Below are 15264 nucleotides of genomic sequence, written 5' to 3' on the forward strand. Positions count from 1 at the left end.
GCTTATTTACTCCTGAAGCTCAAGGAAGAGCGTGGCCAGCGGTGGGAGGGTCAGGCTGACCGAATAGGGCCGGCCGTCGCACGGAATGGCCTCGGCCTGCACCGCGCCGGCATTGCCAATGCCGCTGCCGCCATATTCGGTGGCGTCGGTATTGATACGCTCTGCCCATGTGCCGGGTTCCGGGACCCAGACGCGATAGTCGTTCCGCACCACGGGGGTGAAGTTGCAGACCACGAGCATGGGGGGCTTGCCTTCGGCCCGGCGCAGGAAGGTCAGCACGCTGTTCTCGCCGTCGGTGGAATTGACCCATTCGAAGCCTGACGGGTCCGTGTCCTTCTCGTGCAGCGCCGGCGCCTCGCGGTAAAGGTGGTTCAGATCGCGAATCAGGCTCTGGACACCGCGGTGATAGCGGTCTTCCAGGTGATGCCAGTCGAGCGCATGGTCGTGGTTCCACTCCCGCTCCTGGGCGAACTCGCCGCCCATGAAGAGAAGCTTCTTGCCCGGGTGGCCCCACATGAAGCCGTAATAGGCACGCAGGTTGGCGAAGCGCTGCCAGTGGTCGCCCGGCATCTTGCCGATCAGCGAGCCTTTGCCGTGCACCACCTCGTCATGGCTAAGGGGCAGAATGAAGTTCTCCGAGAAGCCGTAAACCAGGCCGAAGGTCAGCTTGTCGTGGTGGTAGCGGCGATGGATGGGATCTTCGCTGATGTAATTCAGCGTGTCGTGCATCCAGCCCATGTTCCACTTGTAGCCAAAGCCGAGCCCGCCCTGATCGGTCGGACGTGAGACGCCAGGCCAGGCGGTCGACTCCTCCGCCATCGTGGCGATGCCGGGGAAGGCGCTGTAGACGATCTCGTTGAGCCGCTTGATGAAGTGGATCGCTTCGAGGTTCTCGTTGCCGCCGTACTCGTTGGGTACCCACTCGTCCCGGCTGTAGTCGAGATAGAGCATCGAGGCTACGGCGTCGGCGCGCAAACCATCGATGTCGAAATGGTCCAGCCAGTAGAGCGCGTTGGCGACGAGGAAGTTCATCACCTCCTTGCGCCCGTAATTGTAGATCAGCGTGTTCCAGTCGTAGTGGAAGCCGCGGCGCGGGTCCTCATGCTCGTAGAGCGCGGTGCCGTCGAAGCGGGCGAGGCCGTGCACGTCGGTGGGAAAGTGGGCAGCAACCCAGTCCACGATCACGCCGATGCCCGCCTCGTGGAGACGGCGGACGAAGCGGGTGAACTGTTCCGGCGTGCCGAAACGCGAGGTCGGTGCGTAGAGCCCGATGGGCTGGTAGCCCCAGGAGCCGTCGAACGGGAACTCCGAAACCGGCATCAGCTCGATATGAGTGAAGCCGAGGTCCTGAACGTAGGGGATCAGCCGGTCGGCGATCTCGTCATAGTTCAGGAACTGGTTGTCGGGGCCGCGCATCCACGAGCCGAGATGCATCTCGTAGATGGTGATCGGTGCATCGTGGGCGTTGATCTTTGCGCGCTGCTCCGGCCAGCCCTCCGCGTGGCCAAGACGGCCGGAGGGGCCGTGGATGATGGAGGCGGTGGCCGGCGGATGCTCCTGCTGAAAGCCGACAGGATCGGCCTTCGCAGGCTGCACGGTGCCGTCAGGCCCGATGATCTCGAACTTGTAGATCTCGCCCTTCTGGAGGTTCGGGATGAAGATCTCCCAAACCCCGGCGCGGTGGCGCAGGCGCATGGGATGGCGGCGGCCGTCCCAGTTATTGAAGGGGCCGATGACGCTGACCCGCTTGGCGCTCGGCGCCCAGACGGCGAAGTTCACGCCGCCGACACCCTCGATGGTCATGGGCTGGGCGCCCATCACCTCATAGAGCTTGAGATGATCGCCGTTAGCGAGCAGTTCGAGGTCCATGTCGGAGATGACCGGGGCGAAGCGGTAGGGGTCCTCGACCTCCCAGGTGTACTCGCCGCGGGACATGCGCAGCCGGTAGGGCTTGCGACGTTCCGAGGGGAACTCACCGAGGAAGAAGCCGGACTGGTGGACCTTATCCAGGGAGCCCAGGGACGAGCCCGTGGGCGCCAGGATCTCGACCGTATCGGCTTCGGGCGCGAAGACGCGCAAGGACATCGGCTTGCCGTCGCCGCCATGCAGCCCCAGCACGGCGAAAGGATCGCCATGGGTGCCGCGAACGATCGCTTCGATCGCTCCGCTATCGGGCGCGGCGGCGGGCTGGGATGTGCGGTTTATAATGCTCAATCCAAATCCTCCTTCGGGGGCGGCGCACCGTCGGTCTGAATAAGCTCCAGGGCGGCCTTTGCGGGCACCCAGAGCCAAGCCGGGCGGTTCAACGCCTCGTAGGTAATCTCGTAAAGCAATTTATCGGCCAGGAAGAAAGTCAGCAGCTCCTGCGCGGAGTTGTCCATGACCGTGTCGCCAGCCTCCACCAGCACGCCGGTATAGGCTTCCAGGAAGGTGCGCGAGGCGGCGTCGCGCCAGGCATGCGCCCGCTGCTCGATTTCGCTGAGCTGGGCCACGCCTGTCTGCCACTGGCGATCAACCGCCATGTTGGCGGCATAGTCGAAGGAGCGCAACATGCTCGCAATGTCACGGGCAGGCGGCGCCTTCAGCCGGCGGTCCTCCAGGCTCTTGGCCGGCTCGCCTTCGAAATCGACGATGAAGATATCGTCCTGGGCGACGAGCACCTGACCGAGGTGATAGTCGCCGTGGAGGCGGATCTTCTGGCTGCGCGAACCGCGCGGCATGAGCCTCTCCAGCTTCTGCATGAACTCGGTGCGCATGCCGATGAGCTGATCGACGGGTCCGCGGGAGTGCTCCTCCAGGGTGTGGTCGACGCGCATCAGAAGCTCGAAGACGTGGTTGGCGCGGGCATGGATCGTATCGACCCATTTCGACAGATCCTCTTCGGTCACCGGCTCCGGTGCGAAGGCTGGATCGTCGGTGTTGGCGGCCAGGGTCCGGTGAAGCTCGGCTGTCCGGCGGCCGACGGTCTCGATCAGCGACAGGGAGTAGGGCTGGCCGCCTGCGTCATCGGGCCGGTTCTCGCCGGCGAAGGTCGCCTCCTCCAGCTCACGGTCGAGGGAGTCGACCACCACGGTCCAGCCATCACCCTGGTTGGGAATATTGGCGAAGCACGCGGCGAGGGCCGTCTCGTTGCCGTCCTCGTCCACATGCTGCATGGAGCCGAGCAGGGCAGGGGCGTTGGGGAAGTCGGCTGCCGAGAGATAGCGGCTCATCTCCAGCTCCGGCTGAATGCCTGAGCGAAGGTGCCGGTAGATCTTCATCATCACCTGGCGGCCGATCACCATGCAGGTGTTGCTCTGCTCGCCGGACATGCGGCGGATAGGCTCTTCCGGGTCGAGATCCAGCTCGCTCAGCCAGCGGCTGCCTTCCAGGCGGATCTCGCCGCGCTCGGTCTCAAGGTGGCGCTCGTCGCGCATGGCATCAAGCAGGATGCGGGGGAAGTCGTTGGTGACCGCAGCCTCCTGGATGACGCCAGCGCGCGGCCCCCGGCGCGCCTTGGACAGCACGAAAGGCATGTTCGGGTTGTCGTGATGGAGATTGTCCTCCCCCCATTCCAGGGCGAGCGGCAGGAAGTAGCGCTGTGGCTGATCCTCCGACAGCTCCAGATCCAGGGCCATCAAGAGGAAGCTCTCCTGGCCTTCCCGCGGCAGCTCGCCGAGGACGATGGGGTCGGCGTGGACGATGCGGCTGTCCTTGGCGCCGAACCAGCGCTGATTGTGCACATAGGCCGGCAGGTAGGACTGCATGAAGCGATCGCGACCGCGGGTCTCGCTCCACTGGCTCTCCACCAGGTTCCAGCCGCGGCCGAGCACGAGGGTGTCGAGCTCGGGCAGGGGCTGCTGGGCCGGTTCTTCCTCCAGCGCCAGTGCGGCGGGCTCCATGAGGGAGAACCAGTAGAAGCCGTAGGCCGGCATGGTGAGCAGGTAGGGCAGGGTGCCGATGGCCGGGAAGATCGAGCGGCCGGTCAGCTCGACCGGGATCAGCGTCTTCTTCTCCGACAGGTCCAGCTCCACGGCCTGGGCGGAGCGGGAGAGGTTGAAGACGCACAGGATCGTCTCGCCGTCGAACTCGCGCAGATAGGCGAGCACCTTGCGGTTGCGCGGATACAGGAAAGTCAGGCTGCCCTGGCCGAAGGCGGTGTGGGCTTTCCGGACCGTGATCATCCGCTTGGTCCAGTTGAGCAGCGAATGAGGGTCCTTCTCCTGAGATTCCACGTTCACAGACTCGAAGCCATAGATCGGGTCCTGAATCGGCGGCAGGAAGAGGCGCTGGGGATCGGCCCGGGAGAAGCCGCCATTGCGGTCGGCGGTCCACTGCATGGGCGTGCGGACGCCGTCGCGGTCGCCGAGGAAGAAGTTGTCGCCCATGCCGAGCTCGTCGCCGTAATAGATCACGGGCGTGCCGGGCATGGAGAGCAGTAGGCCGTTCAGGAGCTCGATCTTGCGGCGGTCGTTGTCGAGCAGCGGCGCGAGCCGGCGGCGGATGCCGAGATTGAGACGGGCGCGCTGGTCGTTGGCGTAGGTCTGCCAGAGATAGTCGCGTTCCGTGTCGGTCACCATCTCGAGCGTCAGCTCGTCGTGATTGCGCAGGAAGATCGCCCACTGACAATTGTCCGGGATGTTGGGCGTCTGATTGATGATGTCGGTGATCGGATACCGGTCCTCGCGGGCCAGGCCCATATAGATGCGCGGCATGAGCGGGAAGTGGAACGCCATGTGGCATTCGTCGCCGTCGCCGAAATAGGGGCGGGTATCCTCCGGCCACTGGTTGGCCTCGGCCAGCAGCATCCGGTCGTTGTAGTGATCGTCGAGATCGGCCCGGAACCGCTTCAGAAGCTCATGGGTCTCCGGCAGGTTCTCGTTGTTGGTGCCGTCGCGCTCGATGAGATAGGGCACTGCGTCGAGACGCAGGCCGTCGACCCCCATATCGAGCCAGTAGCGCATCACCTTCAGCACTTCGACCATGACACGCGGGTTGTCGTAGTTCAGGTCGGGCTGATGCGAATAGAAGCGGTGCCAGAAATAGGATTGGGCCACCGGGTCCCAGGTCCAGTTGGAGACCTCGGTGTCGAGGAAGATGATCCGGGTGTCCTGGTACTTCTGGTCAGTGTCGCTCCAGACGTAATAGTCGCGGTACTTGGAGCCGGGCTTCGCCTCCCGGGCGCGCTTGAACCAGGGGTGCTGGTCGGAGGTGTGGTTCACCACCAGCTCGGTGATCACGCGCAAGCCCCGGGCATGAGCGGCCGCCACGAACTGGCGGAAGTCGCGCATCTGCCCATAGGTCGGGTTGATGGCGGTGTATTCGGCGATGTCGTAGCCGTCGTCGCGTAACGGCGAGGGATAGAACGGCAGCAGCCAGACGGCCGTGACGCCGAGCTCGGCGATGTAATCGAGCTTTTTGATCAGGCCGGCAAAATCGCCGACGCCATCGTTGTTGGAGTCAAAGAAGGCTTTGACGTGCAACTCATAGATGATGGCGTCTTTGTACCAGAGCGGGTCGTCGCGATCGATCATGGGGTAGCCAATGCTTCCGAAAGAAGATTGTTCAATTTCGTGCGCTGCTTCAATTTCGCGCGCTGCCCGGCGGGATCAGGCGCCAGATAGCGTAGGGACGGTCGGCGGGATCGAGCCAGACGGATTGAGTCTTTCCGCTGAAGGTCTGGCGGCTGTCATGCACCAGGTCGACGGCCTCGATGGCTGCATCGTCGGGAAGGCCGAACTCCCATAGCGGAATCTCGAAGGACGCGCCCTGCGGCTCTTGCGCGTCGAGATTGACGGCGACGACGACGAGATTGTCCTTCGCCGCGCTGCATTTGTAATAGCAGAGAATATTGTCGTTCCATGCGTTCAGGAACGTGAGGTCCGTGAACTGCCACAGGGCCGGATTGTCGCGCCGGATCCGATTGATGAGCTGGATGTCGTCCTTGATGTTCTCCGGCTGGTCGAAGTCCCAAACCCTGAGCTCGTATTTCTCGGAATTGAGATACTCCTCCTTGCCCGGCATCGGCGTGGCTTCGCAGATTTCGTAGCCGTTATAGAGGCCGTAAAGCGGGCTTAATGTGGCGGCCAGCGCGAGGCGCACCTGATGGCCGGCGCGGCCGTTCTCCTGCAGATAGACCGGGTTGATGTCCGGCGTATTGGCGAAGAAATTCGGCCGCATGTATTCGCGGCATTCCTCGGTGGTGAGCTCGGTCAGATACTCGATCAGCTCGTGCTTTTCGTTGCGCCAGGTGAAGTAGGAATAGGACTGGGTGAAGCCGATCTTGGCGAGCCGCTTCATCATCTTCGGCCGGGTGAAGGCCTCGGCCAGGAAGACGCAGTCCGGATAGGCGTCCTGTACCTCGGCGATCATCCACTCCCAGAACGGCACCGGCTTGGTGTGGGGATTGTCGACCCGGAAGATGCGCACGCCGGTCTTTGCCCAGAACAGAACGATGTCGCGCAGCTCCAGCCAGAGATCGGGGAACGCCTTCCCGTAGAAATGGGGCGGGACGATATCCTCGTATTTCTTCGGCGGGTTCTCCGCGTACTGGATCGTGCCGTCGGGGCGCCAGTCGAACCATTCGGGGTGCTGCTTGATCCAGGGATGGTCCGGCGAGCATTGGATGGCGAAGTCGATGGCGATCTCCAGATCGTAGGCGCGGGCCGCCTCGATCAGCCGCGAGAAGTCCTCGAAGCTGCCAAGTTCGGGATGGAGCGCGTCATGGCCGCCCTCCTTGGAGCCGATGGCGTAGGGGCTCCCTGGATCGCCGGGCTTCGCATCGAGGCTGTTGTTCTTACCCTTCCGGTTCTTCTGACCGATCGGATGGATGGGCGGGAAGTAGAGCACGTCGAAGCCGAGATCGCGCACGTAAGGGAGCTGGCCGATCACATCGTCGAAGGTGCCGTGGCGCTCGGCATCGCCGGACTGGGAGCGGGGCATCAGCTCGTACCAGGCGGCGTTGGCCGCGAGCGGGCGGTCCACATAGACCTGATAGTCGACCAGATGGCGGGAGAGGTTCTCCCGGTGGCCAGCCTTGTCCATCAAGGCCATGGTCTCTTCGCTCACCATGCGCTCGGCGAGGACCTGCTTGTCACCCAGGGTCTCCATCTCGGTGAGAAGCTCGCGCATGGCTTCGCGGGTCTCGGGCGGGGCGGAGTCCATGTAACGGCCGATGAGGCGTAAACCCACGGCGAGGTCGACGGCGACCTTCTGCTCGGCCTCCAGCTTCTTCATCACGCCGGCGCGCCAGCTTCGATAGGCGTCTTTCCAGGCCTGCACGAAATAGAAGTAGCGGCCGATGCGGTCGAGTGTGAACTCGGCCTCCCAGCGGTCATTGACCAGCGGCCGCATGGGCGTCTCGTGCCAGGTGTCCTCGTCGATATGCCGGTAGCAGAGACAGCCATCGATGATGTCGTGGCCGTCCATGAAGATGTCGGCCTCGATGTGGAGCGTCTCGCCCAGCACGCGCTTGATGGGGAAGCGTCCGCCATCGACCTCCGGCGCGACGCCTTCGATCACGACGCGGTTGGTGGCCAGCTCCTGGAGGCGCTGATCGTACTTGCCCGCCTTGGGCGGTTTGGGCTTGGTGGTCTTGGTCTCGGCGAGGAGCACGGCGCCTTCGTAAGGCGGCAGGCTGCCGACCAGACCTTCGGAGCCTTTCGGAGCGACCACCTTGAAATCGGCATTGGCGTCGGCGGCGCGGGCGAGCTCGGCATGAGCGGGCAGGGGCGCTTCGACGGCGCTCATATTGGCGAGCGTCACGACGGTCTGGCTGCCGTCCTTGGTGGAGGCGGATTTGGAAAGCGCCACGACGGAGGCATCCGGCGCCGATGCGCGCTCCAGCTGGGCATCGCTCTGAAGCGCCGGCGTCTTGGCCTTGAGCCGGTTGATCTCGCCGATCGCATCGGTGATCTCGAAGCTCGCCTTCTCCTGCATGCGTTCCCAGTCGACCGCACGATAGCCCTTATCGTCCAGGGGCGCCGAGGCGCCGAACTCGAAGCCAAAGGGGCAGAGGATGCCGGACGAGACGGTTGCCGCTAGGCGGTATTGGGTGGCGTAGATGTCGGCGATGGTAGCCGGATCGAAATGCATCAGCCGGTGGATCAGTCGCGGTCCGGGCCAGGGCTCGGGCGTCGCCACGGTGCGGGCAAGCGGTGCAATGTCCCGCTGCTGATCGAGGAACCAGCTCTCGCGCAGATCCCACCAGGCGAAGCTGTTTAGCAGCCAGCCAATGCCGCATTTGGCGATCTCGTGCTGCTCCTTCGGGGAACGCCCCAAGCTGTCGGCGAGCACCAGAAGGTCGCTGTCTTTCGTATCCAGCTTGGAGAGCTTCGCGATCCAGTCCTTGGCGGACATGGTGCGGGCCGAGGAGAGCATCACCCCGTCGGCACCCGCCTTTTTCCAGGCCGGCAGATCGCCGGTGCTGTCCGGAGTGAGGCGAAGCATCAGCTTGAGCCCCTTGGCCTGGGCGTCGGAAGCGATCTCCTTGATGGCGTCGCGGTCTCGCTTTGGATCGGAGAGCGGGCCGAACAGAATCCAGTCGAACCCCATCTCCGCGGCGCGCTTCAGATAGGGAGAGGCAACGTTCGGCTGACCGGCCATGGGGCCGGGCAACGCGTAGATGCGCGGTGCGGCAGTGTTGGCAGGCATAGCTTTTGGCGCAGACACAGGGTTAGGCGCAGAGCCGCCCTGTGCGGACTCTTGATTGGCCATAGGGAGGCTAGGCGGCGCCCAGCTTGTTGTTGGCGAAGACGTTGACGGGATCGGCGTCGGAGCTGGCGAAAGTCTGCATGAAGCTGTCGCGCCAGTTGGTGACGTCGTAGGTCTCGACCCGCTGACGGAGGCGATTATAGCGGGCCCAGCGCTCCTGTCGGGGCATGGTGAGCGCCCGGTCCAGGGTGCTGGCCATCTCGTTCACATCGTGAGGATTGATGAGCAGCGCCTCGCGGAGCTGTTCGGCGGCGCCGGCGAAGCGGGAGAGGACCAGAACGCCCGGATCCTCGGGCCGCTGGGCGGCGATGTATTCCTTGGCGACCAGGTTCATGCCGTCGCGCAGGGGCGTGATCATGCCGACCGCGCTCTCCCGGCAAAGCCGGGCGAGGACGTCCTGCGGGAAGGGCCGGTGGAGATAGATGACCGGCTGCCAGTTGAGATCGCCGAAGCGGCCATTGATCTGGCCGACCAGCCTTTCCACCTCACGGCGGATATCCTGATAGACCGGCAGGGTCTCGCGGGTGGGCGGTGCGATCTGCACAAAGCGGACGTGGCGCCGGTGCTGGGGATACTGCTCCAGCAGCGCTTCGAAGGCGCGCAGGCGTTCGGGCAGGCCCTTGGTGTAATCGAGCCGATCGACACCGATGATGGTCTTCATGTCGCCGTCCGGCGCTACGGGCAGGAGGCTCGGCTGACCGTCGCCTTGGGCGGCGAGGTTCGCGAAGCCTTGTACGTCGATGCCGATAGGGAAGACGGCGGCGTTGGTGGTCTGGCCTTGGGCGGTCAGAAGATCGCCGGTCAGCTCCTCGCCATTCATGAAGCCGCAGACATAGCGGGCAAAGTTCTCGCGATCGGACTGGGTCTGGAAGCCGACCACGTCGAAGCGCATGAGCGCATCGCCGAGCCGCTTCTGATGGGGCACGGCGGCGAAGATCTCAGGCGATGGGAATGGCGTGTGCAGGAAGAAGCCGATGCGGGAGGTGCAACCGCGGCGCTTCAGCTCCTCGGCCAGCGGGATCAGGTGATAGTCGTGCACCCAGATCATGTCGCCGGGCTCGAGCAGCGGCATCAGATTGTCGGCAAAGCGCGCGTTCACCTCGAAATAGATATTGGCGTGCTCTTCATTGCAGAGCGCGAGATCAAGGCGGTAATGAAGGCTGGGCCACAGGCAGCGATTGGCGTAGCCGAGATAGTAACCTTCAGCCTCTTCGGGGGTGAGATCGATGGTGGCGACGGTGAGATCGCCCTTGGTCTCGATCTTGGGCATGGTCTCCTTGGCGTCGACGGAAGTTTCTCCGCTCCAGCCGAACCACAGGCCCTGGGAAGCGCTCAGCGCATCGCCAAGGGCGACGGCAAGACCGCCCGTTTGAGCTTTCGCATTAAGGTTAGCTACCCGATTAGAGACGACGACAAGCCGCTTGCTGTCCCTCTCTGCCACATCGGTCGGCTCTTCTTCGCCGGCCGAGTTGGCGGGTGCCTTTTGATTATCCGGCATACCCAACTTGACGCTGGTCGAATTCGTGTCCAAGGAATCACCCCCACCTTTAGCTAAATGCGCCGGAGGGCGCTGATCCTTTAACGACTTTATGGCTCAAAAGTTTCACATTCGCGTTACGACGTAGAACCTAGATACCATGCAAACGGCGTGCAAATTCCACGCCGTCTGAAGGCTGTCTGAGCCTCCATCTCTAACCCGTTGGAATCTCGACCGACGCGGCACCGAACGAGCGGAAGCATGGCGACTAAAACCCAAAACAGTTTACCGAGCGTGACAGAGAGTGCCGCTTTTTTCATCGATTTCGACGGCACTCTGGTCGATATCGCCGCCCGGCCGCATCTGGTGCATGTCGAGCCTCAGGTGCTGGAGCTGCTGCGCGGACTGACCGCGCGTCTCGATGGGGCGGTTGCGATTTTGACCGGGCGTCCGCTCGCAACGGTCGACGATTTCCTGTCGCCTCTGACGCTGCCGGCGGGCGCCGAGCACGGCGCGGTCCGGCGCGATGCGGAAGGTGCGGTGCATCGCGATTTCGAGGCCGATGCCATGACCAAGGTGGGGGAAGCGCTGCAGGTGCTGGCGGACGAGCATGGCGAGCTGGAGCTCGAGCGCAAGGAGAGCTCCGTGGCGCTGCATTACCGGCAGAAGCCGGAGCTCGGCGACATGGCGCGCGAGGCGGTCCATCGGGCCATCGAGGGGAACCGAGACCTCCACGTCATGGACGGGAAGATGGTGCTTGAGGTGAAGGTGGAAGGGCTGGACAAGGGTCTCGCCCTGGAGGCCTTCATGGCCGAGGAGCCTTTCGCGGGCCGGGTGCCGGTGATGATCGGCGACGACGTGACGGACGAATACGCCTTCGCCGCGGCCAACAAGGCGGGCGGTATCTCCATCAAGATCGGGGAGGGCGACACGCTCGCCCATTACCGGACGGACCGGCCGGGCTTCATGGCTTGGGCGAAAGCCTTCGCCGACGCCGGCAGCTAGGCCTCGAGCGCGGTCGCCTAACTACCGACCATCTCTCCGCCATTTGGATGCATCACCTGTCCGGTCATGTATGAGGAATCCTCGCAGGCCAGGAACAGGTAGCAGGGGGCGACCTCGTTGGGCTCGCCGGGACGGCCTAAGGGCACGTGCTTGCCGAAGCTCTCCACCTTCTCTTCGGGAAAGCTGGCCGGGATCAGCGGCGTCCAGATCGGCCCCGGCGCCACGGCGTTGACGCGAATGCCGTCGCCGGCGATCTGCTGGGACAGGGCCCGGGTGAAGGAGACGATGGCGCCCTTGGTCGCCGAATAATCCACCAGCAGGACCTGGCCGCGATAGGCGGTGACCGATGTCGTGTTGACGATGCAGTCGCCCTTCTTCAGATGAGGCAGGGCGGCCTGGGCCATGAAGAAATAGCCGAAGAGATTGGTCGCGAAGGTGCGCTTGAGCTGCTCCTCGTCGATGTCCTCCGCCTCGGTCTCCACATGCTGCTCGGCGGCGTTGTTGATGAGGATATCGATGCCGCCCAGGCAATCGATGGTCTCCTTCACCGCCTTCTCGCAGAACGCCTTGCTCGCTACGTCGCCCTTTATGAGGTGGCAGCGCGCGCCTTCCTCCTCGACCATGGCGCAGGTGGTCTTCGCGTCCTTGTCTTCCTCCAGATAGACGATGGCGAGATCGGCGCCTTCGCGGGCGAAGAGCACGCTCACAGCACGGCCGATGCCGCTATCGCCGCCGGTGACGAGCACGCGCTTTCCCTTCAGCCTGCCCGAGCCGGGATAGCGCGGCTCATAATCGGGCTCGCGGCGCATCTTATGTTCGCGGCCCGGCTGCTTGCTTTGCGGGGTATCGACGTTGGAATCGTCCAGCATGCTGCTTCTCTTGGATTTCCTTTTGGGATCGTTTTGGTTGCAACAACCGGCGATCCCGGGAGTTCCGAAGACGACGCATTTGCCGAGAGATACGGCTGGTTGGCCCAGGGTCATTTCTTGCCAAGGTAATCCCTTGGAAGACCGCCATTTTCCTCCGCATTTCTTACAAATAGCGCGGGCAGTGTTTATATAAGGCGAGATTGTGGCGGGGCGCCGCCACTGCCGTAACCCCGAACTGCTTGGAGAGATCTTGCGCAGGCTGACGGATATGCTGAACGAGCTCCCGAAAGGCGAGAGCACCGATCTTGTCGTCCAGGACAACGACGAGGCGGATGACAGCGCTCGCGCCGAGAAGCTCGAAGACGTCGTGCCCGCCAAGCGGCGGCCGACCCGGCTGAAGCGCAAGAAGCGGCGCGGCAAGACGGTCATCGTCAAGGAGAGCCCGGTCGCGGCGTTCGTCCGGCCCATCGCCGTGGCGATCTCGCTGATGCTGGTCGCCTATGGGCTGATGTCCATCGGCGTGACCTTCTGGCGGAGCTACGAGCGGTACCAGGAGCACAACCTGGCGGTCCACGAGGATGAATCCATCCTCGACATCTTCTTCCCCGACACGAGCATTCCGGCGGATGCGGTGGACCTGGTCTACAAGGATGTGGACGGGACGCTGCACAAGCTCGTGGCGAGCAAGTCCAAGACGGACGAGTTCGTGAATGAGACCCTGATCATGCTCGATTCCGAGCGGGAACAGATCAAGCAGGCGGCCCATGCCGATATCGACCGGGCCTTCGATCAGGCCTTTGCCGACCGGGAGCAGGCGATCGACTCTTACGCTGACTGGTTCTTCGAGTGGAAGCGCTCCTACGTGGTGATGAAGGAGACGGTTTCTTCCGCCGTGACGCGCTTCTTCGAGGCGGGCAAATACGAGAGCCTCAACGAGGCCATCGAGGCCGACGTTCAGGAGTATTTCCTGGAGAACTATACGGATCAGGTGCTGAAGCCTGAGATCCGCGACGAGACGATTTCCGCGGGCGTCGAGGAGGCAGTGCGCGATGCCCATGAGAGCTATCGCCGGGTGATCGCCAACGGGGATATGCGGCTGCAGCTTTTCCTCGCCCGCAACACCGAGCAGCTCAAGGAGATCCCGCCGTCGGAGAAGATGACGGATATCCGGCTGGACTGGGATGCCCAGAAGTGGAAGGCGCCGACCTATCTCATGCAGGACAAGGCGTTCGAAGGCGTGGTCGGCATGGGCGCCGTGGCGGCCGGCGGCACCGTGGGCGCCCTGGCGCTAGGGCCCGCGCTGAACCGGGTCATCGCCCAGAGCTTTGCGGGTCTCTCAAGCCGCTTTGCCGCGGCGTTGGGCTCGCGCATCGCGTTTGCCGAGGGCGGTGCTGTGGCCGGCACTTTCGTGCAGCCCATGGGCGGCCAGGTGGTGGGCGCCGCCATCGGCCTCGCCATCGGCGCGGTGGTCGACTACCTCTCCAACGAGGCGAACGAGGCGTTCAATCGCGACAAGTTCATCGACGCCAACGAAGAGGCGCTCGACGTGACCATCGATACGTGGAAGTCGCGCATCAAGGACAATGTGGACGCCGCCATCGACAAGTGGTTTGAAGACGCGCGGTCCAGCGTCGTGCTGTCGACGAGCTAGGGGCAAGCGTTCGCCCAACGCAATTTCACAGGTCTCGCCACAAAAAAGGCGATTCTCCATTAGAGTCCCGTTCTTCAAGAAGGGCGGGGGATGGAAGAGAATCTCACAAATCTGACCGAGATCGCCGTGGTGGCGCTCGTGGCCGTCGGGCTCGGGCTGTTCTTCGTGCGTCTGCGCCAGCCGCCGGTGGTGGGCTACATCATTGCCGGCATGCTGCTGGGGCCGACGGTGTTCGGTCTCGTGGCGCATGGCGAGTCGGTCCGCTTCCTGGCGGAGCTCGGCGTGCTGCTGCTGATGTTCCTGATCGGCATGGAGCTGTCGATCCGCGCCTTCGTCACGGTGCTGAAGCCGGCGGTGATCGTCGCGTCGCTTCAGATCGTGGCGGGTCTCGGGATCTCGTTCCTGTTCGGCAGCATCGCCGGGTGGAGCATCGAGGCCTCGCTCCTGATCGGCTTTGCGGTGGCGGTCTCCTCCACGGCGCTCGCCATTAAGATGCTGGAGGAGATCGGCGAGCTACGCGCCGATACGGGCCGCATCACCGTGGGCGTGCTGATCGCCCAGGACATCGCCATCGTGCCGATCCTGCTGTTCGCCAATTCGCTCGGCGGGCCGGAGGGCGTGGGCTACGGCATCCTTTTCTATCTGGCGCTGGCGGTCGGCGGGCTGTTCGCCCTGATCTGGGCGCTAGCCAAGCCGGGCCGCGTGCCCTTTCCCTTCGCGGACCGGATCCAGGGGCGCATCGATCTCCTGACGCTCGCCATGTTCACCGCCTGCTTCACCGGGGCGGCCGTCACCGGCGTGATCGGGCTCTCGCCCGTCTATGGCGCCTTCGTCGCCGGGCTCGTGGTGGGCAAGACGGCGCTCCGGTCCGAGGCGATCCACGCCACCGAGCCGATCCAGAGTCTCCTGATGGTGGTCTTCTTCCTCTCCATCGGGCTCTTGATGGACATGAATTACATCGTGGAGAATTTCGGCCTGGTGTTCTCCTTCGTGCTGGGCGTGATCCTCATAAAGAGCATCCTCAACGTGGTCCTGCTTCGCATCGCGGGCGAACGGTGGGAGGTGGCCTTCCCGGCCGGTCTCGTCATGGCCCAGGTCGGCGAGTTCTCCTTCGTGCTCGCCAGCATCGGGCTTTCGAACCGAATCATGGATGGAGCGCTCTATCAGCTCACCATCTCGGTGATCGCGATCTCGCTTCTGGTCAGCCCGCTCTGGCTGGTCTCGGTGCGGCGCTTCCATATCGTGGCGTCGCGCGGCGTCTCCAGCTTCAAGGATGCGCTTGCCGAGGTGTACGAGGGCGAGATCGCCGGCATGGAGAAGGGGGCGGCGGCGGTCTCCCGTGCCGTCCAGCACCCGAAGCGCTGGGCGCTCGCGGCCAAGGTCGCTGTCCAGCGCCGCCGGTCGAAGGCCGGAGAGGACGACCAGCCGCAAATCACCTTCTCGCGGGCTGAAGAGGAGAGCGCGCCGCCTTCATCTGAGGGGCAGACTTCACCTGAAGGCGAGCAAGACGAGAACAAGCCGTCGACGGGCGAAGCGCCGAAATGGCCATTTTAACGAAGCTTTAAGGGTTC

General features: G+C 63.8%; 8 protein-coding genes. 3 read left to right on the forward strand and 5 right to left on the reverse strand.

Annotated features, from left to right (window positions below):
* Positions 1–6: 6 nt before the first annotated feature.
* From glgB to ACFQ2F_RS05895, 4 genes are all read right to left on the reverse strand, one after another.
* The gene (gene glgB / locus ACFQ2F_RS05880; RefSeq protein WP_379087107.1) at positions 7–2214 is read right to left on the reverse strand and encodes a 1,4-alpha-glucan branching protein GlgB; all 2208 of its coding nucleotides are present in this window, start codon (positions 2212–2214) and stop codon (positions 7–9) included.
* Complete coding sequence (gene treS / locus ACFQ2F_RS05885; RefSeq protein ID WP_379087110.1) at positions 2211–5513, reverse strand: maltose alpha-D-glucosyltransferase; 3303 nt, start codon at positions 5511–5513, stop codon at positions 2211–2213. Before treS ends, glgB begins: the two co-directional genes overlap by 4 nt.
* 49 nt (positions 5514–5562) lie before the next feature.
* The gene (locus ACFQ2F_RS05890) at positions 5563–8631 is read right to left on the reverse strand and encodes an alpha-1,4-glucan--maltose-1-phosphate maltosyltransferase (protein ID WP_379087113.1); all 3069 of its coding nucleotides are present in this window, start codon (positions 8629–8631) and stop codon (positions 5563–5565) included.
* A 70-nt stretch (positions 8632–8701) separates the two neighbouring features.
* The gene (locus ACFQ2F_RS05895; RefSeq protein WP_379087116.1) at positions 8702–10189 is read right to left on the reverse strand and encodes an alpha,alpha-trehalose-phosphate synthase (UDP-forming); all 1488 of its coding nucleotides are present in this window, start codon (positions 10187–10189) and stop codon (positions 8702–8704) included.
* A 273-nt stretch (positions 10190–10462) separates the two neighbouring features.
* On the opposite strand from ACFQ2F_RS05895, the gene otsB reads away from it, so the two are divergent.
* The gene (gene otsB / locus ACFQ2F_RS05900; protein ID WP_379087119.1) at positions 10463–11173 is read left to right on the forward strand and encodes a trehalose-phosphatase; all 711 of its coding nucleotides are present in this window, start codon (positions 10463–10465) and stop codon (positions 11171–11173) included.
* A 17-nt stretch (positions 11174–11190) separates the two neighbouring features.
* Here otsB and ACFQ2F_RS05905 read toward each other — a convergent pair whose 3' ends face one another.
* On the reverse strand, positions 11191–12042 hold the full coding sequence (locus ACFQ2F_RS05905; protein WP_379087122.1) for an SDR family oxidoreductase: 852 nt from the start codon (positions 12040–12042) through the stop codon (positions 11191–11193).
* Positions 12043–12310: 268 nt separating this feature from the next.
* Between ACFQ2F_RS05905 and ACFQ2F_RS05910 the strand changes: the two genes are divergently transcribed.
* The gene (locus ACFQ2F_RS05910) at positions 12311–13693 is read left to right on the forward strand and encodes a hypothetical protein (protein ID WP_379087125.1); all 1383 of its coding nucleotides are present in this window, start codon (positions 12311–12313) and stop codon (positions 13691–13693) included.
* 90 nt (positions 13694–13783) lie between these two features.
* Positions 13784–15247, forward strand: a complete 1464-nt coding sequence (locus ACFQ2F_RS05915; RefSeq protein ID WP_379087127.1) for a cation:proton antiporter — start codon at positions 13784–13786, stop codon at positions 15245–15247.
* The last annotated feature ends 17 nt before the right edge of the window (positions 15248–15264 follow it).

The organism is Methyloligella solikamskensis (assembly GCF_042676065.1).
Taxonomy (GTDB): domain Bacteria; phylum Pseudomonadota; class Alphaproteobacteria; order Rhizobiales; family Methyloligellaceae; genus Methyloligella; species Methyloligella solikamskensis.